Annotated in this window: 21 protein-coding genes; 18 read left to right on the forward strand and 3 right to left on the reverse strand. The window is 56.6% G+C overall.

Translation table 11 applies throughout. The features are described from left to right. Positions 1-128: 128 nt before the first annotated feature. The gene (locus tag LOY70_RS26150; RefSeq protein WP_265030814.1) at positions 129-2036 is read right to left on the reverse strand and encodes a sigma-54-dependent Fis family transcriptional regulator; all 1908 of its coding nucleotides are present in this window, start codon (positions 2034-2036) and stop codon (positions 129-131) included. Positions 2037-2646: 610 nt separating this feature from the next. On the opposite strand from LOY70_RS26150, the gene LOY70_RS26155 reads away from it, so the two are divergent. The 18 genes from LOY70_RS26155 (at position 2647) to LOY70_RS26240 (ending at position 24023) form a co-directional block, all read left to right on the forward strand. Next, complete coding sequence (locus tag LOY70_RS26155; RefSeq protein ID WP_072345441.1) at positions 2647-4167, forward strand: aldehyde dehydrogenase family protein; 1521 nt, start codon at positions 2647-2649, stop codon at positions 4165-4167. A 260-nt stretch (positions 4168-4427) separates the two neighbouring features. Continuing rightward, positions 4428-5798 carry an ethanolamine permease gene (gene eat / locus LOY70_RS26160; RefSeq protein ID WP_265030817.1) on the forward strand — a complete coding sequence of 457 codons (1371 nt, stop codon included), beginning with the start codon at positions 4428-4430 and terminating at the stop codon, positions 5796-5798. Between the two features lie 202 nt (positions 5799-6000). After that, complete coding sequence (locus tag LOY70_RS26165; RefSeq protein WP_265030819.1) at positions 6001-7395, forward strand: ethanolamine ammonia-lyase subunit EutB; 1395 nt, start codon at positions 6001-6003, stop codon at positions 7393-7395. Between the two features lie 11 nt (positions 7396-7406). Beyond that, a complete protein-coding gene (gene eutC / locus LOY70_RS26170; protein ID WP_265030820.1) occupies positions 7407-8231 on the forward strand; it encodes an ethanolamine ammonia-lyase subunit EutC in 825 nt (274 codons plus the stop codon). 107 nt (positions 8232-8338) lie between these two features. After that, entirely contained in the window at positions 8339-8800 is a 462-nt protein-coding gene (locus tag LOY70_RS26175) for a GNAT family N-acetyltransferase (RefSeq protein WP_265030821.1), read from the forward strand. 409 nt (positions 8801-9209) lie between these two features. Next, a complete protein-coding gene (locus LOY70_RS26180) occupies positions 9210-9857 on the forward strand; it encodes a DedA family protein (RefSeq protein ID WP_158457409.1) in 648 nt (215 codons plus the stop codon). Positions 9858-9863: 6 nt separating this feature from the next. After that, positions 9864-10676 carry a zinc-dependent peptidase gene (locus LOY70_RS26185; RefSeq protein WP_265030824.1) on the forward strand — a complete coding sequence of 271 codons (813 nt, stop codon included), beginning with the start codon at positions 9864-9866 and terminating at the stop codon, positions 10674-10676. Between the two features lie 112 nt (positions 10677-10788). After that, positions 10789-11316, forward strand: coding sequence for an inorganic diphosphatase (ppa, locus tag LOY70_RS26190; RefSeq protein ID WP_003185828.1), 528 nt, complete (start codon positions 10789-10791; stop codon positions 11314-11316). 196 nt (positions 11317-11512) lie between these two features. Then, positions 11513-12244 carry a helix-turn-helix transcriptional regulator gene (locus tag LOY70_RS26195; RefSeq protein WP_265030827.1) on the forward strand — a complete coding sequence of 244 codons (732 nt, stop codon included), beginning with the start codon at positions 11513-11515 and terminating at the stop codon, positions 12242-12244. A gap of 1062 nt (positions 12245-13306) precedes the next feature. Then, on the forward strand, positions 13307-13588 hold the full coding sequence (locus tag LOY70_RS26200; protein WP_265030828.1) for a hypothetical protein: 282 nt from the start codon (positions 13307-13309) through the stop codon (positions 13586-13588). Between the two features lie 46 nt (positions 13589-13634). Beyond that, the gene (locus tag LOY70_RS26205) at positions 13635-14213 is read left to right on the forward strand and encodes a restriction endonuclease subunit S (protein WP_265030830.1); all 579 of its coding nucleotides are present in this window, start codon (positions 13635-13637) and stop codon (positions 14211-14213) included. After that, positions 14210-15733, forward strand: a complete 1524-nt coding sequence (locus LOY70_RS26210) for a type I restriction-modification system subunit M (RefSeq protein ID WP_265030831.1) — start codon at positions 14210-14212, stop codon at positions 15731-15733. The genes LOY70_RS26205 and LOY70_RS26210 overlap by 4 nt, the downstream gene beginning before the upstream one ends. Continuing rightward, complete coding sequence (locus LOY70_RS26215) at positions 15723-16931, forward strand: restriction endonuclease subunit S (protein ID WP_265030833.1); 1209 nt, start codon at positions 15723-15725, stop codon at positions 16929-16931. The genes LOY70_RS26210 and LOY70_RS26215 overlap by 11 nt, the downstream gene beginning before the upstream one ends. Beyond that, entirely contained in the window at positions 16931-17767 is an 837-nt protein-coding gene (locus tag LOY70_RS26220) for an HAD family hydrolase (RefSeq protein ID WP_265030834.1), read from the forward strand. The genes LOY70_RS26215 and LOY70_RS26220 overlap by 1 nt, the downstream gene beginning before the upstream one ends. Position 17768: 1 nt before the next feature. Then, on the forward strand, positions 17769-18773 hold the full coding sequence (locus tag LOY70_RS26225) for a virulence RhuM family protein (RefSeq protein WP_265038203.1): 1005 nt from the start codon (positions 17769-17771) through the stop codon (positions 18771-18773). 51 nt (positions 18774-18824) lie between these two features. Further along, a complete protein-coding gene (locus LOY70_RS26230; protein WP_265030836.1) occupies positions 18825-22100 on the forward strand; it encodes a type I restriction endonuclease subunit R in 3276 nt (1091 codons plus the stop codon). Beyond that, the gene (locus LOY70_RS26235) at positions 22097-22873 is read left to right on the forward strand and encodes a M48 family metallopeptidase (protein WP_265030838.1); all 777 of its coding nucleotides are present in this window, start codon (positions 22097-22099) and stop codon (positions 22871-22873) included. Before LOY70_RS26230 ends, LOY70_RS26235 begins: the two co-directional genes overlap by 4 nt. Positions 22874-22934: 61 nt before the next feature. Beyond that, positions 22935-24023 carry a macro domain-containing protein gene (locus LOY70_RS26240; RefSeq protein WP_265038205.1) on the forward strand — a complete coding sequence of 363 codons (1089 nt, stop codon included), beginning with the start codon at positions 22935-22937 and terminating at the stop codon, positions 24021-24023. A gap of 206 nt (positions 24024-24229) precedes the next feature. On the opposite strand, the gene LOY70_RS26245 is transcribed toward LOY70_RS26240, so the two are convergent. Both LOY70_RS26245 and LOY70_RS26250 read right to left on the reverse strand, forming a co-directional pair. Then, on the reverse strand, positions 24230-25231 hold the full coding sequence (locus tag LOY70_RS26245) for a restriction endonuclease (protein WP_265030840.1): 1002 nt from the start codon (positions 25229-25231) through the stop codon (positions 24230-24232). A 369-nt stretch (positions 25232-25600) separates the two neighbouring features. Further along, positions 25601-25960, reverse strand: a complete 360-nt coding sequence (locus LOY70_RS26250) for a DUF6124 family protein (protein WP_265030842.1) — start codon at positions 25958-25960, stop codon at positions 25601-25603. Positions 25961-26330: the final 370 nt, after the last annotated feature.

Raw genomic sequence — 26330 nt, forward strand, 5'->3', positions numbered from 1 at the left:
CCCGTTGGGCTGCGCAGCGGCCCCTAAACCAGGTAACTCGGCGTGCCAGTAAGATTGAGTTCACTGCTTTAGGGCTGCTGCGCAGCCCAGCGGGGATAAATCCCCTCGCCACAAAGGCAGTCAGTGCTTTATCGGGCGATGGCGTGTTTGCGCAGTTTCCGGTAGAGGGTGTTGCGGCTGATCCCCAATTGTTCGGCGGTGTGGGTCATGTGCCAGCGCTGGCGTTCCAGTGCGTCGATCAAGGCCAGCCGCTCGGCATCGTCCAGCGGCCGCTCGGCCGGCGTTTCAACCATCACCGCCACCGGGCGCTGGCGGATCATCGCCGGCAAGTCTTCCAGGCCGATCCGCCCGCCATCGCACAGCGCGGCGAGGGTCCGCAGCACGTTACGCAGTTGCCGCACGTTGCCCGGCCAATCGAACCCCAGCAAGGCCTGGCGCGCCGGTTCCTCGATGAGCACCGTCTCGCCCCCGCTCTCTTCAGCCAACAGAAAATCCAGCAACTGCGACTTGTCACTGCGCTCGCGCAAAGGCGGGAGGGGGATTTCCAGGCCATTGAGGCGGTAGTACAAATCCTCACGGAAACTGCCGTCCCGCACCCGCTCGAGCAACTGCCGATGGGTGGCGCTGATGATGCGCACGTTCACCGCCTCGGGTTCGCCGCCGATGGGTACCACCTGGCGATCTTCCAGCACTCGCAGCAAACGAGTCTGCAAGGCCAGGGGCATGTCGCCGATTTCATCGAGGAACAGCGTGCCGCCGTCGGCCTGTTGCAGCTTGCCGCGCATGCCCTCCTTTCGCGCTCCGGTGAAGCTGCCGCCGCGATAACCGAACAGCTCGCTCTCGATCAGGCTTTCCGGGATGGCCGCGCAGTTGAGGGCGACGAAGTGTTTGCCGGCGCGCTGGCTGGCGTGGTGCACGGCCTTGGCGAACGCCTCCTTGCCGGAGCCGGTTTCGCCATGGATCAGCAGCGGAACATCGCGCTCGAACACCCGCAGGGCCTTGCGAAAATGCTCCTGCAACGCCGCATCCCCGAGGCAGATGCCCGGCAGCCGTGCGGGTTCGATGACTTTGAGCGCCGGGGCAACCGGCACCGGCACGCTGCGGGGCTGACCACGCAACACCGCGAATAAATGCCGGCCATCACGGGTGCGCAACGGCCAACTGGCGCTGGCCTGGGGGCTGGCGCGGCCAAGCAACTCGTCCAGCGAACAATCGAAAAAGTCTTCCACCCGCTGGCCGAGCAAGCTGCCGCGAATATGCCCCAACAGGTTGAGGGCGCTCTGGTTGACGGCGCTGATCCGGCCTTCGCCGTCGAACGCCAGCAAGCCTTCGCTGAACAGCCCCACGGATTCGGCCTGCAAGTGAAAGCGCAGCAACCATTGATTGTCGAAACAGCGCAGGAAATAGCAGCTCTCGATCATCTTCGCCGAGAGGTTGACCAGGGCCATGGTATGGAACTGGCTCTGGCGCGACACGTCCGGCCGGGCCGAGGACACGTCAAGCACCGCCAGCAGCTCGCCCTGGGGGTCGAACACCGGGCTGGCCGAGCAGGTCAGGCCGGTGTGGCGGCCACGGAAATGTTCTTCCTGGTGGATGGTCAGGGCCTGACGCTCCACCAGGCAGGTGCCGATGCCGTTGGTGCCTTCGCAAGCCTCGCTCCAATCGGCGCCGAGCCAGAGGCCGGCCCGTTCAAAAATCTTCCGTTCACTGGGGGCGGTGACGCAGTTGAGGATCACGCCGCGGGCGTCGGTCAGCAGCACCGCGTGGCCGGCGCCGGAGAGTTGCTGGTGCAGGCTGGTCATCTCGGTACCGGCGATGTGCAGCACCTGTTGCAAACGCTCGCGACTCTCCAGCACCCGGCCATGTTCGAGCACCGTCGGCGCCAGGTTCTGGGCCGGATCGAGGTGATAGTCCTCGAGGCAGCGCAGCCAGGAACGGGCAATCGACGGATCGCTGCCAGGGCCCTGCAAATGGGCCTTGCCTTGGGTAACCGTCAGGACTTGCTGGGCATGGCGACTCAAATGGTTGCTGTGCATTTCTTATTATTCTCCCCGAAGGTTGCGGCCTTGTTGGAGTAACGGTCGGACACCTAACCCTGTGTATGACACCTAACCGATGCCTGACACCTAACCGATGCCTGACACTTAACCGATGCCTGACACTTAACCGATGCCTGACACTTAACCTGTGGCGAGGGGATTTATCCCCGCTGGGCTGCGAAGCAGCCCCAAAACCTGAACCTGCGGAGTGTCAGGTTGATCGAGTTGACTGGAGGGGGCTGCTGCGCAGCCCAGCGGGGATAAATCCCCTCGCCACAGGTAAATCCCCTCACCATAGATTAAATCCCCTCGCCACAACGGTGTTCGGCAAGCCAACTGGCTAATACCCCAGCATCCTCCAGCCCAACCGCCTTTGCAATGCTGGCGCGACCTGTCGGTCACAGACTGTCTCGTATCTGGCACAAACTGTCACACCCGCTGTATCGCAAGCGTCACACCCCCCATCCGTTTGTCCGAGCAACTCCTCCTAAAGTCTTGATTTACGGGCCCTGCAAGGCAATGGCCCAACCTTTGCTCTAGGCTTAGATACCAGCGCTCGTTTTTTGCGCGGCTCCCTTATAAGCACAAAAGCCAAGGAGAACTCATCATGCGTTACGCTCACCCCGGTACTGAAGGCGCTATCGTTTCGTTCAAGAGCAAATACGGTAACTACATCGGCGGCGAGTTCGTCGCGCCTGTCAAAGGTCAGTACTTCACCAATACTTCCCCGGTCAATGGCCAGCCCATTGCCGAGTTCCCGCGCTCCACGGCCGAAGACATCGAAAAAGCCCTGGACGCCGCCCACGCCGCTGCCGATGCCTGGGGCGCCACCTCCGCCCAGGCCCGTTCGCTGGTCCTGCTGAAAATCGCCGACCGCATCGAGCAAAACCTCGAAGTGCTGGCGATCACCGAGTCCTGGGACAACGGCAAGGCCGTGCGCGAAACCCTCAACGCCGACATCCCCCTGGCCGCCGACCACTTCCGCTACTTCGCCGGTTGCCTGCGGGCCCAGGAAGGCGCGGCCGCCGAGATCGATGGCAACACCGTGGCCTACCACATCCATGAACCGCTGGGCGTGGTCGGGCAGATCATCCCGTGGAACTTCCCGCTGCTGATGGCCGCCTGGAAACTCGCCCCGGCCCTGGCCGCCGGTAACTGCGTGGTGCTCAAGCCGGCCGAGCAAACCCCGCTGGGCATCTGCGTGCTCATGGAGCTGATCGGCGACCTGCTGCCACCTGGCGTATTGAACGTGGTGCAAGGCTTCGGCAAAGAAGCCGGTGAAGCCCTCGCCACCAGCAAGCGCATCGCCAAAATCGCCTTCACCGGCTCCACCCCGGTGGGCTCGCACATCATGAAATGCGCCGCCGAGAACATCATCCCGTCCACCGTGGAACTGGGCGGCAAGTCGCCGAACATCTTCTTCGAAGACATCATGCAGGCCGAACCGAGCTTCATCGAGAAGGCGGCCGAAGGCCTGGTGCTGGCGTTCTTCAACCAGGGCGAAGTCTGCACCTGCCCATCCCGTGCCCTGGTACAGGAATCGATCTACGACGAATTCATGCAAGTGGTGATGAAGAAAGTCCTGCAGATCAAACGCGGCGACCCGCTGGACACCGACACCATGGTGGGCGCCCAGGCGTCCGAGCAGCAATTCGACAAGATTCTTTCGTACCTGGAAATCGCCAAGGGCGAAGGCGCCGAGCTGCTGACCGGCGGTAAGGTGGAAAAACTCGAAGGCAACCTGGCGACCGGGTATTACATCCAGCCGACCCTGCTCAAGGGCACCAACAAAATGCGCGTGTTCCAGGAAGAAATCTTCGGCCCAGTGGTGAGCATCACCACCTTCAAGGACGAAGCCGAAGCGCTGGCGATCGCCAACGACACCGAGTTCGGCCTCGGCGCCGGCTTGTGGACCCGCGACATCAACCGCGCCTACCGCATGGGCCGGGCGATCAAGGCCGGTCGCGTCTGGACCAACTGCTACCACCTGTACCCGGCGCATGCCGCGTTCGGTGGCTACAAGAAGTCCGGTGTGGGTCGTGAAACCCACAAGATGATGCTCGACCACTACCAGCAGACCAAGAACCTGCTGGTGAGCTACGACATCAATCCGTTGGGGTTCTTCTAAGCCCTTGGGGCGAGGCAGGTTCTCCTGCTTTGCCCCTTAGATAGCTATCGCGAGCAAGCTCGCTCCCACAGGGATCTGTGGATAACTCTTTTTCCAGGGTTGGCAACAGATCCACTGTGGGAGCGAGCTTGCTCGCGATGGCGCCCTCACTGACAACATCAAAACACCGTCCCACCGCTCTGGCATGAGCCTTGCGTGCCCGCTCCACAGCAATCCCGAAAGTCCAATAGATCAAACAATAAAAAAGACAGAGAGGACTTATGACTTCTACCACCCAACTCAAACCCACACTCGGCACCCTGCATTTATGGGGCATCGCCGTCGGCCTGGTGATTTCCGGCGAGTACTTCGGCTGGAGCTACGGCTGGGGCACCGCCGGGACCCTGGGCTTTCTCGTCACCGCCCTCATGGTGGCGTTGATGTACACCTGTTTCATCTTCAGTTTCACCGAATTGACTACCGCGATTCCCCACGCCGGCGGGCCTTTTGCCTACAGCCGACGGGCCTTTGGCGAGAAAGGTGGGCTGATCGCCGGCATTGCCACCCTGATCGAATTCGTCTTTGCGCCCCCGGCCATCGCCATGGCCATCGGTGCCTACCTCAACGTGCAATTCCCGGAGCTGGACCCCAAGCTCGCGGCGGTTGGCGCGTACATCGTGTTCATGACCCTGAACATCCTCGGCGTCAGCATCGCCGCCGCGTTCGAGCTGGTGGTCACCGTGCTGGCGGTCGCCGAATTGCTGGTGTTCATGGGCGTGGTCGCGCCGGGCTTCAGCTTCAGTAACTTCGCGCTCAACGGCTGGGCCGGCGCCAATGAATTCAGCCTCGCCTCGATCCCGGGCATTTTCGCGGCGATCCCCTTCGCCATCTGGTTCTTCCTCGCCATCGAAGGCGCGGCCATGGCCGCCGAAGAAGCCAAGGACCCGAAACGCACGATTCCCCGCGCTTATGTCAGCGGCATTCTGACCCTGGTGTTCCTGGCCATTGGCGTGATGGTCATGGCCGGCGGCGTGGGCGACTGGCGCACCCTGTCGAACATCAACGACCCGCTGCCCCAGGCCATGAAGGCGGTGGTCGGCAACAATTCAACGTGGATGCACATGCTGGTGTGGATCGGCCTGTTCGGCCTGGTGGCGAGTTTCCACGGGATCATCCTCGGCTACTCGCGGCAGTTCTTCGCCCTGGCCCGGGCCGGCTACCTGCCCCGCGGCCTGGCGAAACTGTCGCGCTTCCAGACCCCGCACCGGGCGATCCTGGCCGGCGGCGTCATCGGCATCGCGGCGATCTACAGCGATGGCCTGGTCAACCTGCAAGGCATGAGCCTGACGGCGGCAATGATCACCATGTCAGTGTTCGGCGCCATCGTGATGTACATCATCAGCATGCTCAGCCTGTTTAAATTGCGTAAGACCGAACCGCACCTGGAACGCACCTTCCGCGCGCCGGGCTACCCGATCGTACCGGGCATTGCGTTGTTCCTGGCGGTGGTGTGCCTGGTGGCGATGGCCTGGTTCAACATGGTGATTGGCTTGGTATTCCTCGGCTTCATGATTGTCGGCTACCTGTATTTCCAACTGACCGCCAAGCAACGCTCCGATGCACCGGCGGACGCTATGCTCACAGGTATCTGAAAGTTGCACCGGCGCCGGGCCGAGGGTCCGGTGCCTGCCATTTAAAAGTGCATGCCGTCCCCCTGTGGGAGCGAGCTTGCTCGCGATAGCGGTGTATCAATTAACAGATACTTTGCTGACACTCTGCTATCGCGAGCAAGCTCGCTCCCACAGGGTCATGGGGTGTATTAAAGTTTTTTAGAGAATCAGGAGGACACCGCCCATGGCCGCATTCGCCCATTCCGTCGGCGCCCAGACCTATCGCTTCGACAGCCTCAAAGACCTGATGGCCAAGGCCAGCCCGGCGCGCTCGGGGGATTTCCTGGCCGAGATCGCGGCGCTCAACGATGGCGAGCGGGTGGCCGCACAAATGGCGCTGGCCGACCTGCCCCTCAGCCATTTCCTGCAAGAAATGCTGATTCCATACGAGACCGACGAAGTCACCCGGTTGATCGTCGACACCCACGATAAACAAGCCTTCGCCACCGTCAGCCACCTCACGGTTGGCGGTTTTCGCGACTGGCTGCTCAGCGATGCCGCCGATGAAGACAGCCTGCGGGCGCTGGCTCCGGGCCTGACGCCGGAGATGGTCGCCGCCGTGTCGAAAATCATGCGCGTGCAAGACCTGGTATTGGTGGCGCAGAAAATCCGCGTGGTGACCAAGTTCCGCGGCACTCTCGGCCTGCGCGGGCGCCTGTCCACCCGCCTGCAACCCAACCACCCCACCGACGAACCCGCCGGGATCGCCGCGAGCATCCTCGACGGCCTGCTCTTCGGCAACGGCGACGCCATGATCGGCATCAACCCGGCCACCGACAGCACCGCCTCGATCTGCGCCATGCTGGAAATGCTCGACGCCATCATCCAGCGCTACGACATCCCCACCCAGGGCTGCGTGCTGACCCACGTCACCACCTCCATCGAGGCGGCGAACCGCGGCGTGCCCCTGGACCTGGTGTTCCAGTCCATCGCCGGCACCGAAGCGGCCAACGCCAGTTTCGGCATCAACCTCAACGTGTTGAAAGAAGGCTACGACGCCGGGCTCAGCCTAAATCGCGGCACTCTCGGCAACAACCTGATGTATTTCGAAACCGGCCAGGGCAGCGCGCTGTCGGCCAACGCCCACCACGGCGTCGATCAACAGACCTGCGAGACCCGGGCCTACGCCGTGGCACGGCATTTCAACCCGTTCCTGGTAAACACGGTTGTAGGCTTCATCGGCCCGGAATACCTGTACAACGGCAAACAGATCATCCGCGCCGGCCTCGAAGACCATTTCTGCGGCAAGCTGCTGGGCGTGCCGATGGGTTGCGACATCTGCTACACCAACCACGCCGAAGCCGACCAGGACGACATGGACACCCTGCTGACCCTGCTGGGCGTGGCCGGGATCAACTTCATCATGGGCATCCCCGGCTCCGACGACATCATGCTCAACTACCAGACCACCTCGTTCCACGACGCCCTCTACGCCCGCCAGACCCTGGGCCTGAAACCGGCGCCGGAATTCGAAACCTGGCTGGCGAACATGGGCATCTTCACCCAGGCCGATGGCCGGGTGCGGTTCGGCGACAACCTGCCACCGGCGTTCCGTCACGCCCTCGCACATCTGGGATGAGTGAACTGCCCATGGATAAAAAACCTGTCGATCCGCAAAACCCTTGGCTGAACCTGCGCAACCTCACCCCGGCGCGCATCGCCCTGGGCCGCACCGGCACCAGCCTGCCAACCCAGGCGCAACTGGACTTCCAGTACGCCCACGCCCAGGCCCGCGATGCGGTGCACCTGGCCTTCGATCACCAGGGCATTCGCGCGCAGTTGACCGAGCGCGGCCGTGAAAGCCTGCTGCTCCACAGCGCCGCGGCCGACCGACACAGTTATCTACAGCGCCCGGACCTGGGCCGACGGCTCGACGACGCCTCCGCGCAAATCCTGCAGGACTACGCAGCGGCCCATCCCGGCGGCGTGGACCTGGCAATCGTGGTGGCCGACGGCTTGTCGGCACTGGCGGTGCATCGCCATACCCTACCGTTCCTGGCGCGGCTGGAAGAACAGATCAGCGCTGAAGGCTGGTCGACGTCGCCGGTGATCCTGGTGGAACAGGGCCGCGTCGCCGTGGCCGATGAAGTGGCGCAGCGGCTTGGCGCAAAAATGTCAGTGATCCTGATCGGCGAACGCCCCGGCCTCAGCTCCCCCGACAGCCTGGGGCTGTATTTCACCTACGCCCCCAAGGTCGGCCTGACCGATGCCTATCGCAACTGCATCTCCAACGTCCGCCTCGAAGGCCTGAGCTACGGCATGGCGGCGCATCGCCTGATCTACCTGATGCGCGAAGCCTGTCGCCGACAGCTTTCGGGGGTCAATCTGAAGGACGAAGCCCAGGTTCATACTCTGGATTCGGAAAGCGCTGCCGATATGAAAGGTAACTTCCTACTGATGCCGCCCCGAAGCTGATCCGTATATCCGATTGCGTTTTTGATCCGCTTTCAGGCAGCATCAAAGCACCGAAGAGCACCGATGTTGTCAGAGTATCTGTCGACCTTTTGTAGACGAGACCTACCATGCGGATTATCCAAGCCACGCTGGAACACCTGGACCTGCTGACCCCATTGTTCGTCAAGTACCGGGAATTCTATGGCTCGCTGCCTTACCCGGACTCGTCCCGAGCCTTCCTCGAAAAGCGCCTGCGCCGCAAGGAATCGGTGATCTACCTGGCCTTGCCCGATGACGATGACCACAAGCTGCTGGGCTTCTGCCAGCTCTACCCAAGCTTCTCGTCACTGTCCCTCAAGCGCGTGTGGATCCTCAACGACATCTACGTCGCCGAAGACGCCCGCCGCCAACTGGTGGCCGACAACCTGATCCGCACCGCGAAAAAAATGGCCAAGGAAACCAACGCCGTGCGCATGCGCGTCTCCACCAGCAGCAACAACGAAGTGGCGCAGAAAACCTACGAATCGATCGGCTTCAAGGAAGACACCGAGTTCAAGAACTACGTGTTGCCGATCAGCGAAGGGATCTGACCTAACAGCAATGCCTTTGTGATGAGGAGATTTATCCCCTCACCACACCGAAATCCCTGACACAACACCAAGCCCTTGTGGCGAGGGGATTTATCCCCGCTGGACTGCGCAGCAGTCCCAAATCTGAGCACTCGGTGTATCAGACTCACCGAGTTGCCTGCTTTTGGGGACTGCTGCGCAGTCCAACGGGGATAAATCCCCTCACCACAGAAAATCTGCACATCAACATCCCTACCCTCCAACCACAACACCACCGAAATCCCTAGCTACAAACTCACCCCGCTCCCCGCCCTCCACCCCGTATAATGCCGCTCTTCCCAGCTTGTAAGAAAAAGCTACACACTCTGTAGCCATACTCTAAGCCCGACCCAAAGCCTGCCGAGCCAGGCCACCACCACAGGTGTTATGCATGGATTTCAACCCACTCGACCTCATCCTGCACCTCGATGTGTACCTCGACCTGCTGGTGACCAACTACGGAACCTGGGTCTACGCCATCCTGTTCCTGGTGATCTTCTGTGAAACCGGCCTGGTGGTCATGCCGTTCCTACCCGGCGACTCCCTGCTGTTCATCGCCGGCGCCGTCGCCGCTGGTGGCGCCATGGACCCCGTGCTGCTGGCCGGTCTGCTGATGCTCGCGGCCATCCTCGGCGACAGCACCAACTACCTCATCGGCCGCACCGCTGGTGAAAAACTGTTCAGCAACCCCAACTCGAAAATCTTCCGCCGCGACTACCTGCAGCAAACCCACGACTTCTACGACAAGCACGGCGGCAAAACCGTGACCCTGGCGCGCTTCCTGCCGATCATCCGCACCTTCGCCCCCTTCGTCGCCGGCGTTGGCAAAATGAACTACCTGCGCTTCTTCGGCTTCAGCGTCCTCGGCACCGTCCTCTGGGTCGGCGGCCTGGTGACCCTCGGTTACTTCTTCGGCAACGTGCCGTTCATCAAGCAAAACCTGTCGCTGCTGGTGGTGGGCATCATCCTGCTGTCGCTGCTGCCGATGATCATCAGCCTGGTCCGCAGCAAAATGGGCCAACGCGCTTCGAAAGCCTGATCGCCCATGTGGTCCCTGAGCAGCTGGCGCCGCCAACGCACCCTCGCCAAACACCCTGTCCCCGACGAAACCTGGCAACGGGTGCGCCATCAACTGAGCTTCCTCGACGGCATCAGCGCCGCCGAGGACCAGTGGCTGCGGGAAGCCTGCGTGCTGTTCCTGCATGACAAACACCTCACCGCCCTGCCCGGCGTCGAACTGCACCAGGAACAACGCCTGCTCCTCGCCGCCCAGGCCCAACTGCCACTGATGCACCTGGGCGAGCTGAACTGGTACCAGGGCTTCCACGAAATCGTCCTCTACCCCGACGACTTCCTCAGCCCCCAGCGCTACCGCGACGCCAGCGGCATCGAGCACGAATGGGACGGCGAACACAGCGGCGAAGCCTGGCCCCAGGGCCCGATCATCCTGGCCTGGGACGGCGTGATGGCCAGCGGCGGTTGGGACGGCTACAACCTGGTGATCCACGAACTGGCGCACAAACTCGACATGCTCAACGGCGACGCCAACGGCCTGCCACCGCTGCACCCCGGCATGCGCGTCAGCGACTGGGCCGAAGCCATGCAACAGGCCTTCGACGACCTCGACCGCCAACTGGACCAGAATCCGGACGCAGAAACCCTCATCGATCCCTACGCCGCCGAAAACCCCGCCGAGTTCTTCGCCGTCACCAGCGAATACTTCTTCAGCGCCCCGGACCTGCTGCACCAGGCCTATCCAAAGGTCTATGAACAGCTCAAGGCGTTCTACCGCCAGGATCCTTTATCCCGGCTGCGGCAACTTCAGGCCGAAGATCCGGTCTATCAGGCGTCATACTAAGGTCTCTACGACCCTGGTAACGTGGCATCAGCGGCCGAATATGCCTATAATCGCCGCCACTTTTTGGTCAATCCGACCAAGTCATTTGGTCAACTAACGGGGGCACCGCCCAATGAGCTACAGCAAGATTCCGGCTGGCAAAGACCTGCCGAACGACATCTACGTCGCGATCGAAATCCCGGCCAACCACGCCCCGATCAAATACGAAATCGACAAAGACAGCGACTGCCTGTTCGTTGACCGTTTCATGGCCACCCCCATGTTCTACCCGGCCAACTACGGTTACATCCCCAACACCCTGGCCGACGACGGCGACCCCCTCGACGTGCTGGTCGTGACTCCTTACCCAGTTGCCCCAGGCTCGGTCATCCGCGCCCGTCCAGTCGGCATCCTGAACATGACCGACGACGGCGGCGGCGATGCCAAAGTCATCGCAGTGCCACACGACAAACTGTCGCAACTGTACGTCGACGTGAAGGAATACACCGACCTGCCACCGCTGCTGATCCAGCAGATCGAGCACTTCTTCGCGAACTACAAAGACCTCGAAAAAGGCAAGTGGGTCAAGATCGAAGGCTGGGCCGGTGCTGACGCCGCCCGCGAAGCGATCCTCAAATCAGCTGCCGCCTACAAAGGCTGAAACTGAATTTGAAAAAGAACCCCGGTTTGCACCGGGGTTTTTTTATGTCTTAATAGAGCTTAATACACAACCGTATTAATAGTGTTTAGCAACGTTTAGCCCGCACCTTTCAAATCCTGCAAACGGAAAGATCGTCTTATATATTTGAACGACTTGTTTATTGCCGAAAACACCGTCGTCTCTAAACTTTCCGTTTATGAAAATACTTTCCAGTGGCGACCGCTTCCGAGCCCTTCTAAAAGAAGCGAACATCCGATCCGCCGACTTCGCGAAGTTATACGGCGTGAAATCCCAACACGTGAACAACTGGTTCAACCGTGGCATCCCAGCGAGCCGCATCCACTCCATCGCCAGCCTGCTGACCGTCAGCCCGGCGTGGCTCGCCCACGGCGAAGGCCCGCAAACCCCATTGGGCCTCGGCCCCGGCACCACCTATGAGGCCGCCGAAAACGATGGCGTCTACAGCGTGCTGGAACCCACGGACATCGAACTGCCCTTCTACAAGGAAGTCCCCATCGCCCCCGGCGAAAGCCAAACCCACATCATCGAAATCCCCGACCAATCCATCCGCCTGCCCCGCAGCCACCTCGAATCCCTCGAAATCAACCCCAACGACGCCATCTGCACCACCATGGTCGGCGACAGCATGGCCGAACGCATCGAAGACGGCTCCACCCTCGCCATCGACCGCGGCCTGACCCAAATCGTCGACGGCCAAATCTATGCTCTTGAGCACGACGGCATGCTCCGCATCAAATACCTGCACCGCGTGCCTGGCAACCGACTGCGCTTGCGCAGCCACAACAGCGCGGCCTACCCGGACGAAGTCTTCAGCGCCGAACAGATCGAAGCACAGAACATACGTGTGATCGGCTGGGTGTTCTGGTGGTCCACCCTCAACAAACAGAGACCGCCGGTGTGCGATTGACCCACCCGCACGGAAAGACAACCACCGAAGCCCCTAGTGGTGGGGCTTCAGTGATTAGAAGCGTCAATGGTGAGCACATCTGTGGCGAGGGGATTCATCCCCGCTGGGCTGCGAAGCAGCCCCCGCTTCTCCACCTAAACCACCGATAACCCAATGATTCCACACCACTTACCACTGGGATTCTGCCAAAAACCCGAGTATCCTCCGCCCCACATTTGCGAGCCCACGCCTCGCACCGACAAGGCAGATCACTTTCTGACCAAGTCCCACAGCCGGCCGCAAGAGCCGGATGTACGTTTTGAAGGCTGGTGAGGTTTGTCAAAAACGAACTGAGTTAGTCAACGAGAAGCCGGCCATAAGCCGGCTTTTTTATGTCTGGTGGAAAGTCGCTTTTTTGCGTCAGCAGCGCTGACACTTTCATCATCACCCTTGCCCTGGCGACGTAGGAATAACCGAAGCGATTCCACCAATAGATTTCCAGCGCTTCAACCCTCGAGAAATAAGTAACATCTCAAACATTCTTTAAAGAGACCATCATTCCCCTGACTCGTTGTTCAACGTAGAGCCAGAGCGTCATTACTAAAATTTAGACTCACGCGTGCCTACTACTGGGCTACGCCATCCAGGTCAAAAATGAGATCACTGCCTCAGGAAAAGGGACCGAACGCGAATGATGGTCTCAATGGCACTCTGTGGAAATGCTAGGGCTGTGGAGGAGATTTTGTGGGAAGGGACACGATCACAGATGTGGTCGAACTCGCTCGGGGTCAGACCAGGTTCTGTGCCGTTTCTTCTGGTTTAGCCCCCCAAAAGTGACCCGCTACGGCGTGCCGATAATCCTGTCAAGCGAAGGCTAGAAGAACTCAGACTCAGTACCGAAAGATTTCCGAAGCAATATAGTCTATAGCAGCCCTACTGAGAAAAAACGTTGACAACAAGCCTAGAACAGGAGATATTCACTTCGCCGCCACCTCAGTACAAAGTGTACGGAGAAAAAATGAGGCGCGGCAGGTTGCACCCTGCCGCTATTGCAATAACTGACCCGTTAGGAGAGCTAAAGCGATGAAACTGTATCAAATTACCTATGACCTGCGTAAGAAACGTGACTACCAATCCTTGTATGAGCGCATCAAAGTCTATGGCACCTGGTGCCGACCGCTGGAGTCCACCTGGATTGTTGCCACGAACCAGACTGCCGCTCAAGTGCGGGATAACCTTCGAGCAGCAATTGATGCTGACGACGGGTTACTTGTGACTAGGCTACAGGGAGATGCTGCATGGTATGGGTTGGCAACCGAGCCCGCCAAATGGCTGCAGAACCAGTACCAACGCTGCGAAGTCTGATCACATCTGCTGCGCCAAGGATGGCGCTTTCCCCTCAGAGCTATTTATGTCGACCCAGTTATTAAAATTGAGCGAACTAGCTATTATCCGCTCTGGATATACTTTCCGCGGTGCGCTAGAACATGACCCTTCTGGCAATGTCCGCGTCCTGCAGATCAAGGATTTGCGCCAAAACGCAGCGATTGAACCCGATGCGCTGATTGCAGTTACCTGGGATACTCGTACCGCCCCACCACTGCTTCAGCCAGGCGATATCACCGTGATTGCCCGTGGCGATACCAACAAGGCTGCCCTCTATACAGACAAGCAGCCGGTAGTAGCGACGAGTCAATTTTTTATTGTCACAGCTAAACGGTCAGAATTACTTCCAGAGTACCTGTGTTGGTTGATCAATTTGCCGCAAAGCCAACGCAGCCTCGAGCGTAGCGGTAGCGCTATTCAAGCCATCAGCAAATCATCCTTGATGAACATGCAAATTCCTCTGCCATCACCAGCGACCCAGCAAAAATTGATTGCTCTGCAGGCCCTATGGGATGAAGAGGATCAATTAATCGCCTGCCTGCGAACCAATAGAGAACAGATGCTGCAAGGCATCTATCAGAATCTTATTAGGAATGAACCATGAGCAACAAAGTAAGCCAGGACAATATCAACAAAGCACTCTGGGCAGCTTGCGACATCTTTCGCGGCACCATCAGTGCCGACACCTACAAAGATTTTATCCTCACCATGCTGTTCCTCAAGTACATCAGCGACGTCTGGCAGGATCACTACGACAACTATAAGAAAGAGTACGGCGACGAGCCGGAGCTGATTGAGGAAATGCTGAAGAACGAACGCTTCGTATTGTCGCGTGATGCAAGCTTCTACACCCTCTATGAACGCCGCCATGAGCCAGGCAATGGTGAGCGCATTGACCAAGCGCTGCATGCCATCGAGGAGGCCAACGGCACCAAACTCAAGGATGCCGGCAAGAGCGTGTTCCAGGACATTTCCTTCAACACCGACAAGCTCGGCGAAGAAAAGCAGAAGAACACCATCCTGCGTCACCTGCTGGAAAACTTCGCCGGGGCCGAGCTTAACCTCAAGCCGTCGCGAGTCGGCAGCCTGGATGTGATCGGCAACGCCTACGAGTACCTGATCAAGAACTTCGCCGCCAGCGGCGGGCAGAAAGCTGGCGAGTTCTACACCCCGCCGGAAGTCTCCGAGCTAATCGCCGAACTGCTCGACCCGCAACCAGGCGACACCATCTGCGACCCGGCCTGTGGCTCAGCCTCGCTGCTGATGAAGTGCGGGCGCAAGGTGCGCGAACACCACAACAGCAAGCAGTACGCACTCTATGGCCAGGAAGCCATCGGCTCCACTTGGTCGCTGGCCAAGATGAACATGTTTCTCCATGGCGAGGACAACCACAAGATTGAATGGGGTGACACCCTACGGAACCCCAAGCTGCTCGACCAGAATGGCCAACTGCTGAAGTTCGATATCGTCACCGCAAACCCGCCTTTCTCGCTGGACAAGTGGGGTCATGAAGACGCCGAGCACGACCAATTTGGCCGTTTCAAACGTGGCATCCCGCCGAAAACCAAGGGAGACTTTGCCTTTATCCTACACATGATCGAAACCCTGAAAACCAAGACCGGACGCATGGCTGTGATCGTGCCCCATGGCGTGCTATTCCGTGGCTCCAGCGAAGGCAAGATTCGACAGCAACTGATCGAAGAAAATCTTCTGGATGCCGTTATCGGACTGCCGGAAAAACTCTTCTATGGCACCGGCATCCCCGCTTCGGTCCTCGTTTTTAGCAAGGCCAAGATCGATGAAAACGTGCTGTTTATCGACGCCAGTCGCGACTTTAAGTCCGGTAAAAACCAGAACGTGCTGGGTGATGAGCAAATCAACAATATCCTGATCACCTATCGCCACCGCATCAATTCGGACAAATTCAGCCACCGCGCCAGCCTGCAGGAGATCCGCGATAACGATTACAACCTGAATATCCCTCGTTATGTGGATACCTTCGAGGAAGAGGACGAGATTGATTTGCTGGCTGTGCGCAAAGAGCGGGAGCAACTCAAGGCGAAATTGGCAGAGTTGGAGTTGCAAATGGATGGATACTTGAAGGAGCTAGGCTATGGTGCCTGAGGGATGGAAGCGTGCTCCGCTGGAGTCAGTCGCTGAAATAAGGACCGGTGTAGCGAAAGGCAAGTCTGGGCTGAAAGACCCCATAACCGTGCCATATTTGCGAGTTGCCAATGTCCAAGATGGGCGCTTAGATCTAAGCGTGGTCAAAACAATTGAAATCGAAAGATCCCAGCTTGAGCGTTACTCCTTAAAAAAAGGTGACGTCCTTATGAATGAGGGCGGCGACTTCGATAAACTTGGCCGTGGCGATGTTTGGAGTGGCCAGATAGAGACATGCCTGCACCAAAACCATGTATTTGCAGTTCGCCCAAATCAAAAGGTCATCACTCCGTACTTTCTTGCCGCCTTAGCTGGCAGTCATTACGGAAAATCTTTTTTCTTGAGCTGCGCCAAAAAAAGCACAAATCTGGCCAGCATTAACTCTTCGCAATTAAAAGAATTTCAGGTTCTAATCCCACCGCTGGATGAGCAATATAAAATCGCCAAAATTCTCTCCACCTGGGATCGGTCCATTGCCATTGCTGAGCGTCTTCTTGGTAACAGACAGCGGCAGAAAAAAGCGTTGACACAACAACTGCTGACTGGGAAACAGCGCATTTTTGGTTTCCACGAAGCTTGGCGAATGCTACCTCTTGGTGAAAGTTTTAGAGAAAGGGTCGAAACTGGCTTTTTTGATTTGCCGCTATTATCGATAACATCTGAAGATGGGGTCGTCAATCGCGAAAGTGTAGGTCGCAAGGATACATCCAATTCTGACAAATCCAAGTATTTGCGGATTTGCCCGAATGATATTGGCTACAACACCATGAGAATGTGGCAGGGCGTTTCTGGCCTCTCGAGCCAAGAAGGAATTGTGAGTCCGGCCTATACAATTCTAATTCCCCAGCCTGATGTTGATCCTTTATTTTCTTCTTATCTGTTTAAATTTCCATCTCTGGTTCATGTCTTTTGCCGTCACTCACAAGGACTGGTATCCGACACTTGGAATTTGAAGTACTCCAATTTTGCAAAAATCAAATGGCTTATCCCTGGCATTGATGAGCAGAAAGCTATCGCGAAAGTACTTTCGGCTGCTGACCACGAACTGAGCGCTCTCACACAAAGACTCGTCTGTCTGAAACAGGAGAAAAAAGCCCTAATGCAGCAACTGCTCACCGGCAAGCGCCGTGTAAAGGTAGATGCAATGGAGGTCGCCTAATGGCTAAGAAGCACATCCCCTTTGTGATTGCCTATGACTTCGACGGCACCCTGTCGCCCGGCAATATGCAGGAGTACAACTTTGTACCGGCATTGGGTATCAAGCCGGCTGAGTTCTGGCGCGCAGCCAAGGCTATGGCCCAGGAGCAGCAGGCGGATGAGATTCTAGCTTATATGCGACTGATGATCGAAAAGGCGCAGGCCGCGAGGGTACCGGTGCGCAAAAAGGACTTTGCCGATTTCGGGGCACATATTCAGCTATTTCCAGGGGTGGGGGACTGGTTCAAACGCATCACTGAATATGGTCGTGCCAAGAGCGTAAAGGTCGAACATTTCATCATCTCGTCAGGCCTGCGCGAGATGATTGAAGGAACTCCGATCAACAAACACTTCACCCGAGTCTATGCGTCGGGCTTTATGTACGACCATAACGACGTCGCGCACTGGCCAGCATTGGCGGTGAACTACACCACCAAAACCCAGTATCTGTTCCGCATTAACAAGGGCAGTCTAGATGTGCACGATAACTCGGTGATAAACAAGTTCGTGGAGCCAGCCGAGCGGCCTGTGCCGTTCAGCAATATGGTGTTTATCGGTGATGGCGAGACCGACATTCCCTCCATGCGCCTGGTAAAAAATCAGGGTGGTCATTCGATTGCCGTCTATGGCAGGAGCAAACGTGGCGCCCGCGACAAGGCCCTTCAGTTGGTCAAGGAAGGACGTACCGACCTGGCAACCACTGCCGATTATACCGATGGTTCGGCCATTGATCACGCCGTGAAGGCGATGATCGACAAGGTTGCATCGGACCGCACAATCGCAGAGGCGAATGGCTGATATGACAGGTAACCACCTGATTCTCTACAGCACGGATGATGGTTTGGCGCAGTTCACCCTGCGAGAAATGGATGGCCAGGTCTGGCTAACGCAGTTGGAAATGGCCGATCTGTATCAGACTAGCAAGCAGAATATCGGCAAGCATATTCAAGCCGTCATCGCTGATGGGGAGCTGGCTGAAGAGGCAGTAGTAAACCAGAAGTTTACTACTGCCGCCGATGGCAAGGATTACCTGACCCACCTCTATGCCCTACCGATGATCATTGCTGTGGGCTACCGGGTTCGTTCGACCCGCGGCACCCAGTTTCGTCAGTGGGCCACCCGTACCTTGGGTGAGTACCTGCAAAAGGGTTTCGTAATGGACGATGCCCGACTGAAGGAGCCTCGCTGGGACTACTTCGATGAGCTGCTCAAGCGCATCCGTGACATACGTGCCTCGGAAAAGCGCTTCTATCAGAAGGTGCGTGACCTTCTCACCCTAGCTGAGGATTATCGCGCCAATGAACAGGACACAGCGCGACTGTTTGCCGAGGTACAAAACAAGCTGTTCTTCGCCGTAACTGGCCATACCGCAGCCGAACTGATCGTGCTCCGCGCCGATGCCAGCGTGCCAAATATGAACCTGCTTAGTTTCAAGGGTGATCGAGTACGCAAGGCCGACGTCGTGGTGGCTAAGAATTATCTGAATGCCCAAGAACTGGACCAGCTCAATCGTCTGGTTGGTATGTTCCTGGATTTCGCCGAACTGCGCGCCGAGCGGCGCCAGCATTTACAGCTGGCTGACTGGCGGAAGTACATCGACAGTTTTATGGCCTTCAACGAACAACCTCTGCTACGCACTGCCGGCAGTATCAGTCACGAGCAGATGAAACAAGTGGCGCATGAGCGTTACGAGACGTTCGATCAACATCGCCGAAGCACCGAAGCATTGGCGGCCGATACGAACGAGCTGGCAGAGCTCACGCGTCTGGAAAAGCGTTTGAATAGTGAACAAAAAAAACGTTGATCAATCGCTAGTCGCCAATACGCGTCTCCCGGCAAAAGAAGGAACGGCTCCGTGACCCCCACTCCCAAGTTTCAGGAAGAATACAGCGCGAAACTTCCCGCTCTGGCTCTGCTGTGCAACCTAGGTTGGCAGTTCCTCTCGCCCGAGCAGGCTTTGGCCGCAAGGGCCGGGAAGAGCGACGAAGTAGTTTTGCGTGACGTACTGCGCGAACAGTTGGGTAAGCGACGCTTCTTATTTGGTGGAAATGAATATCCGCTGTCGGCCAAGTCCATCGATAACCTAATCAGCGAAGTGTGCAGTCCTGCACTCAATGAGGGGCTACAGGCTGCCAACGAGCGCTTGTACAACCATCTACTGTATGGCATCTCGGTCACGGAATTCGCGGACGGAAAAAAAGCCAATCCGACCGTCGCATTGATTGACTGGTACAACCTCGACAACAACAGCTTCATATTCACCGAAGAGTTTCGCTTATTGCGTAGTGGTGGTGTGGAATCTCGGAGGCCGGATATTGTTTGCTTCGTTAACGGTATTCCGTTGGCAGTGATCGAAGCCAAGCGCCCTAATAGTAATGCTCAGAAAGGTCCGACTATCGACGAGGGCGTTTCGCAGAGTTTGCGCAACCAACGTCATGATGAAATTCCAAGGCTATTCGCTTACAGCCAATTACTGCTGTCAATCAATGGTACCGAGGGGCGTTACGCCACATGCGGTACACCTGCAAAATTTTGGGCAGCTTGGCGAGAAGAAGACATCACTACCGCAGAACAGTATGCGCTGAAGAATCGTCAGTTAAGCGCTGCGCAAAAAACCTCGATTTTCAGCCATCGCCCCATTAAGGACCTACTTTGGTATGAATCTCTTATGGCCGGTGGCGAGCTGGCACTGACAGGCCAGGACCAGTTACTTATCAGCCTACTTTCTCCTGCTAGACTGCTGGAAATGACTCGTTTCTTTACATTGTTCGATAAGAAGGCCGGCAAAGTCGTCGCCCGCTATCAGCAGGTTTTTGGCATTAAACGGTTAATTGAGCGGATAAACCACAAACGCAAGGACGGCGGTCGCGAAGGGGGGGTCATTTGGCACACCACCGGTTCGGGTAAGTCATTCACCATGGTTTTTCTGAGCAAAGCGCTGATCCTGCATGATTCGCTCAAGCAATGTCGTATTGTAGTAGTCACTGACCGGGTCGACCTGGAAAACCAGTTAAGCAAGACCTTCACCTCAGGCGGCGAACTGGCAGGCCGGAAGGATCGAGAGGCAGCCATGGCAACTTCCGGTACACGCCTTGCCGAGCAAATCAGCAAGGGTAATGAGCGCATCATTTTCTCGCTGATCCAGAAGTTCAATAGCGCCACCAAGCTGCCAGAGTGTGTGAATACCAGTGCCGACATCATCGTGCTGATTGATGAAGGCCACCGCAGCCAGGGTGGCGAAAACCATATACGCATGAAGCAGGCTCTGCCTAATGCCGCTTTTGTGGCGTTTACTGGTACGCCGCTTCTCAAAGACGACAAAACCACAAATAAGTTTGGCCCTATTGTGCACGCCTACACCATGCAACGAGCCGTGGAGGATCGGGCGGTGACGCCGCTGCTCTATGAAGAGCGCATCCCCGATTTGGATGTGAACGCTCGAGCCATCGATAGTTGGTTCGAACGCATCACGGAGGGACTGAATGAGCAGCAAAAAACCGACCTCAAGCGCAAGTTTGCCAAGAAGGGACAGATCTACAGCGCCGATGACCGTATTCATTTGATTGCATTGGATGTCGCCAACCACTTTGTCAAGAACATCGACGAGGGCCTAAAGGGGCAACTGGCTTGTGAAAGTAAGGCATCGGCGATCAGATACAAAAAGTACCTAGATGAAGCAGGTCTATTCGAAAGTGCTGTTGTTATGAGTCCGCCGGATAGCCGTGAGGGAAACACCGAGGTAGATGAAGCGGCTTCGCCGGAGGTTACTCAGTGGTGGAAGAACAACGTTGGTAGTACCGATGAGCAGGTCTACACCAAACGGCTGATCGAGCGCTTCGATAAGGATAATTCGCTCAAACTTCTAATCGTGGTGGACAAGCTGTTGACGGGTTTCGATGAACCGAAGAACACCGTGCTCTACATCGACAAACCACTCAAAGAGCACAACCTGATTCAGGCAATTGCCCGGGTCAATCGCCTGCATCCCCTAAAGAAATTCGGCCTGCTGATCGACTATCGCGGCATTCTCGCTGAGTTGGATACGACGATTCAGAAGTACCAAGATCTCGCTTCGCGGACTCAGGGCGGGTATGACATCAACGATATCGCTGGTCTCTACAGCCAGATGAGCAGCGAATTCAAACGACTACCTCAACTGCATAAAAACCTTTGGACGATCTTCTCCGAGGTGAAAAACAAAGGAGATATCGAACAATTACGCCAAGTGCTGGTACCCAAAATGCAGGAGCGCGATGGCGAGCTGATTGATGTAAATTTCAAAGTGCGCGACGACTTCTATGAGGCACTAGCCGAGTTCTCCAGTTGTTTAAAGATCGCATTGCAATCCGCCTCGTTTTTCGAGGACACCAGCTTCAGTGATGCCGACAGAATCCAATACAAGGAAACCCTCAAGCAGTTCTCCAGCCTACGGCAGCTTGCTAAACAGGATGCCGGGGAAACAGTGAACTATGATCAGTATGCCGAACAGGTGCGTAAGTTGCTGGACAAGCATGTTGTCGGCGTGGAGGTTAGAGACCCAGGCGGAGTTTATGAAGTCGGCAAGATGGGTCAGCAAAAGCCCGAACAATGGAGTGACGATAAAACCCGAAACGAAACCGATATCATCAAGACCCGCGTGAGCAAGATGATTGAGCAGGAGCTGAGTGACGATCCCTTTGCTCAGGAAGCGTTCTCCAAGTTGCTACGACAAGCCATCCAGGATGCCGCCAAGCTGTTCGATCATCCACTCAAGCAGTATCTGCTATTTCACAAATTCGAACAGCAAGTGCAGGCGCGTAAATTAGATGAAATACCCGATGTCTTTGCAGATAATCACCATGCTCAGGCTTACTTCGGTATCTTCAAGAAAAGCTTGCCGGAGGCTCTTGCTTCGGCTGACGAGCAGGCACAGGTGCACTGGGTAAAACTCGCTTTCAGTCTTGATGAAATGGTCATGACCTCTGTTGCTGAGCATTCAATCAATCCACAGAACATCGAAAGCGATATTCGCAAGAAACTATTACCGTTGCTCTTCAAGGAGTGTAAGACGGTAGGTGCAGGCATGGATCAGGCGAAGACCATGGTTGAGTGGGTAGTACGGATCACGCGGGTTGGCTTGTCTGGCTTATGAACGTGCCTATCGCCCCAAATACCCCGCCCAATCCCGATGTGCAAAGCTGGCTGAGTTTTTACTACGCCGATGAGCTGATACAAGTTGAGCGGGCGCAACGAGCACGCGAGGTTTCTCGCATTTTGATCAAGGTAGATCCCGATTGTTGTGTGCGGGTCAGTGCTCCGGCGTACGCTAGCGATGAACAGGTATTGGCTGCGCTGAGGCGGCGAGGCCGTTGGATTTATCAGCAGCTTCGTGAGTTCCGTGCACAGCTCACACATGTTCGACCGCGGCAATACATCAGCGGAGAAAGCCACTACTACCTGGGTAAGCAATATGTGCTGAAGGTCATAGAGGCACCTGACGCGCTGCAACAGGTGCGCCTATTACGTGGCAAGATAGAGGTGACCGTACGGGTGAAATCAGCAGGAAAGGTACGCGAGCTATTGCACGCTTGGTATAAGACCCGTGCCCGAGAGGTATTTGATCGACGTTTGGAGGCGGTCTTGCAGCAAGCTCTTTGGGTTTCTGGCAAGCCGCCACTGCGTATCCTCAGCATGCAAACGCAGTGGGGCAGTTGTTCTCCCGCTGGGCGCATCACACTCAATCCACATCTGGTTAAGGCGGCCCGGGAATGCATTGACTACGTAATCCTGCACGAGCTTTGCCATATTGCAGAGCATAACCACAGCGAACGCTTTTACCGGTTAATGCGGCAGGTGATGCCGCAGTGGGAAAAGGTAAAAAAGCGGTTAGACGGTATGGCGGCTTCCTTACTCAACGGCGGGTGACGTTGATTATATGGGTGTGGACGCTGATCCTGAACGCAAAGATAGGTCTGTTGCTATTCCAATGATCCGATTCACCCAAGGCAACCTCCTGGAAGCCAACACCGAAGCCCTCGTCAACACGGTGAATACCGTGGGCGCGATGGGTAAAGGTATTGCGCTGATGTTCAAAGAGCGCTTCACGGAGAATTACCGCCTGTACTTGGCTGCCTGCAAGGCTCACGAAGTGGAGACAAGCAAGGTTCACGTGACGGCAGTCAACGAGCTGGAGGGTCCGCGCTGGATCGTGAACTTCCCGACCAAACGACACTGGCGCTCACCGTCGCAGATGGCGTGGATAACCGAAGGCTTACACGATCTGCGTCGTTTCCTGATTGAAAACGATGTGAAGTCCGTCGCGGTTCCGCCGTTGGGCGCTGGCAACGGTGGTTTGAAGTGGCCGGAGGTTCGCGAACAGATTGTTGAGATCTTGAGTGATCTTGATGTCGATGTGCTGGTGTTCGAGCCTTCCAACCAGTATCTGAACGTTGCTAAGCGTAGCGGTGTGGAAAAGCTCACGCCTGCTCGTGCGCTGATTGCCGAACTGGTCCGTCGCTACTGGGTTCTGGGTATGGAATGCAGCCTGCTTGAAATTCAGAAGCTGGCCTGGTTTCTTGAGCGCGCCATCGAAAATCTGCCAAACACCGAAAATCCTCTGAATCTCCAGTTCGTTGCGCATAAGTACGGGCCATATGCCAACCGGTTGGAACATCTGCTCAATAACCTGGATGGCAGCTATCTGCATTGCGACAAGCGCATCAGTGATGCGGGTATCAGTGATGTGATCTGGTTTGACGAAGGGCGCAAGACATTCTTGCAGACCTACCTTCAAACCGAAGCCAAGGAGTACGCCCAGGCCTTGGAGCGCACCGCCGAGTTGATCGATGGTTTTGAGTCGCCTTTCGGCATGGAGTTGTTGGCGACTGTTGATTGGTTGCTGAGCCAGGATGGAATTTCCCCGACTGTTCCTGCCGTGCGCGAGGCATTGAAGCATTGGGATGGCGGAGCGGGTGCTGCGGCTCGCAAAAGGAAGCTGTTCGATGATCAGGCGCTTGAGATTGCGCTCAAACGGCTTACTTCCAGCAGTTTCAGACCAGAGATGGCGATCTGTTAAGGGTAACGCGTGACTTAGGTAATTATCCAACAGGTTGTTGGACAATCTGGGCGCTCGTCGTTTCGGGGCTCTCGGATACGAAAAGGTCTCGTCGCTGTTTTTCGATTTTTGCGACACGTTACGTTCTCATGTCGCTGGCGACGACATGAGGGAAAAACGTGTCGTCAAAACTGACTTTAGCGACATGACAGGTAAGCGACACTTATCTACGCAGGCACGTAAAAGTAGCTCAACGGCACCAATCGTTTAGTCTCCGGATCGGTAGCCGGATAATGCGCCATCAACGTGCGAGCCAATTCATCCAGCGTCCACATTGTCAGATGCACGTTCGCCCGCTCACCTTCATAAAGCGCCTCCTTTGTGAACCCTCCAGTGCTCACATACAGCCCTCGATCATCCTTGTGTCTTCCACCAAGGAAGCTGCGAATCTCATTACTCCCCATCCGTACATTTCGATGCTTAACCTCGACAACGATGCGCGGTGGCTCAAATCCAAAGCCGTCGGGCGAGGCAATGATGTCTTTGCCGCGATCAGCCCCGGCTGGAGAGACAAGCGTTTTGTAGCCCATCGCTCGCAAGATACCGGCGACCAGCTCCTGCATTTCAGACCAGTCCAGACTATTGATTTGGTCCTTGATGCGCTCGAAAGCAATTTCCTGAACACCTTTCAGCGGATCTTCAAGAGCTTCGGGATCGTCGATGAAGTCCTTTGGCGGCGCCGATACGTCGTTACCGGTAGCAAGGGCAAGTAATTCCTTCTGAGCGACCTCCGCGACGTTAAATACGGTTAACGTGGATCCCAGGCTGTTTCTACTGACGCTGTTTAGCTTGTCGCGATCGACCTCTTGCGCGTACCACTCAACAGGCCTGGTCAACGACATCCCATCGTCTGCCAGATCGGGACGAAGCTGACATGCGCCAGTGAAACGACCTACCAGGTAGGTCCGGTTTGCAGGGGAGTAAGTGACGACCGTATCGCCTTCTTTGATTTCGTTAACGAAACGGAACACTTGAGATGCACCCGATACGGCGCTCGCGTCCTTGATACCTGGTTGGAGATCCTTATAAGCCTGGATCAAGGCCTTTCGGGAAACGCCAGGCTTTGCGGCGAGCGCTAACTGAGCCCACCCAATGGCTGCCAGATTGCGATCCCTGAAGTCGTCATAGAGACGACCACCATCACCTCGAATCATCCACATCGTTGGCATGTTAGTACTCTTCCTGTCCATGGGATCGGGGCATGAATGTACCAATGGTGATAGCACCCTGTGAATGAAAAACTGACACGGAGCGCTGACTAACGCACACGAGCTCGTTATTCAAAATGAAAGCAAGGCGCACTGCGGCAAGCGCTACCGGCAATAGCAATTTAATAAACCAGTCCGCACAGTTACCGGCCTAGGGCGCTGCCATGGTCATGATCGACATCAGCGATTAAATGAAATTCATGGCCAAAATGGAGCGACAAACCGTCGGCGTCTCCGAACCTGATGATTCATTGTCGCGAGCTCTCGAACATAAAAAAGGCCTTGCCCTGCAAGACCTTTTTTCGTACCCGGGGTAAGCGCAGCCCCTTGTTACCTCACCTCAACAATATCCAAGGCCCGATTCGCCAACAGCTCACTCACCTCAATCACCTGCAAAATCCCCAACGCAAAATGCCGTCGCGATCCCTCAAGATCAAACGCCAAATCACTGATCATGGCATTGGCCGAAGCCAGGTTTTCACTGAGGTTGGCAAGCAGACACTCCGAATCAACATCCGGAGCGATACGGAAGATAGTGTTGGGTTTGTCAGACGTTTCGCTCTTCGGCGTAGGCTTCAGGTAGTAATCCAACGCCCGGTTGGCAGCGTCATCGAGCTTGTTGTTACGAGCAGACTGAGCGCGAGATACATGCTCATCTGCGGTCGGAGGGTTCGGTGTAGTTTTTGCCATCGACTTAGGTTCCTGTAAGTGAGGCTGCAACCAGCTCGCGACTAAACGAGAGGGCGGCAGCTGTGCGCAGGTTAGTCGACCGGTGAACCTAAGAATCCCGGCGCGCCCGGGGGCGCCCTGCGCACAGCCACCATCAATACAGGAACAGCACAGCCTGTCCGACGGGACTTGGTACGCCTTAGGTTGAGACGGGCGACTAAACCCGATCACTGATGAGCAGTGACAGGACCCAAACTACCGACGTGACCCAAGACGCACAAGCCGGCGGATTCTGGCGTAGTTGTAGGCAATGGCGCAAGGCGATGTCGGTCTTGGCTAGTCTCGTGGAGTCACGATAAACAGCGGGCTGGAATGTTGCTGATGCACCGCT

Origin of the sequence: Pseudomonas sp. B21-054 (genome assembly GCF_026016345.1) — a bacterium.
Classification (GTDB): Bacteria; Pseudomonadota; Gammaproteobacteria; order Pseudomonadales; family Pseudomonadaceae; genus Aquipseudomonas.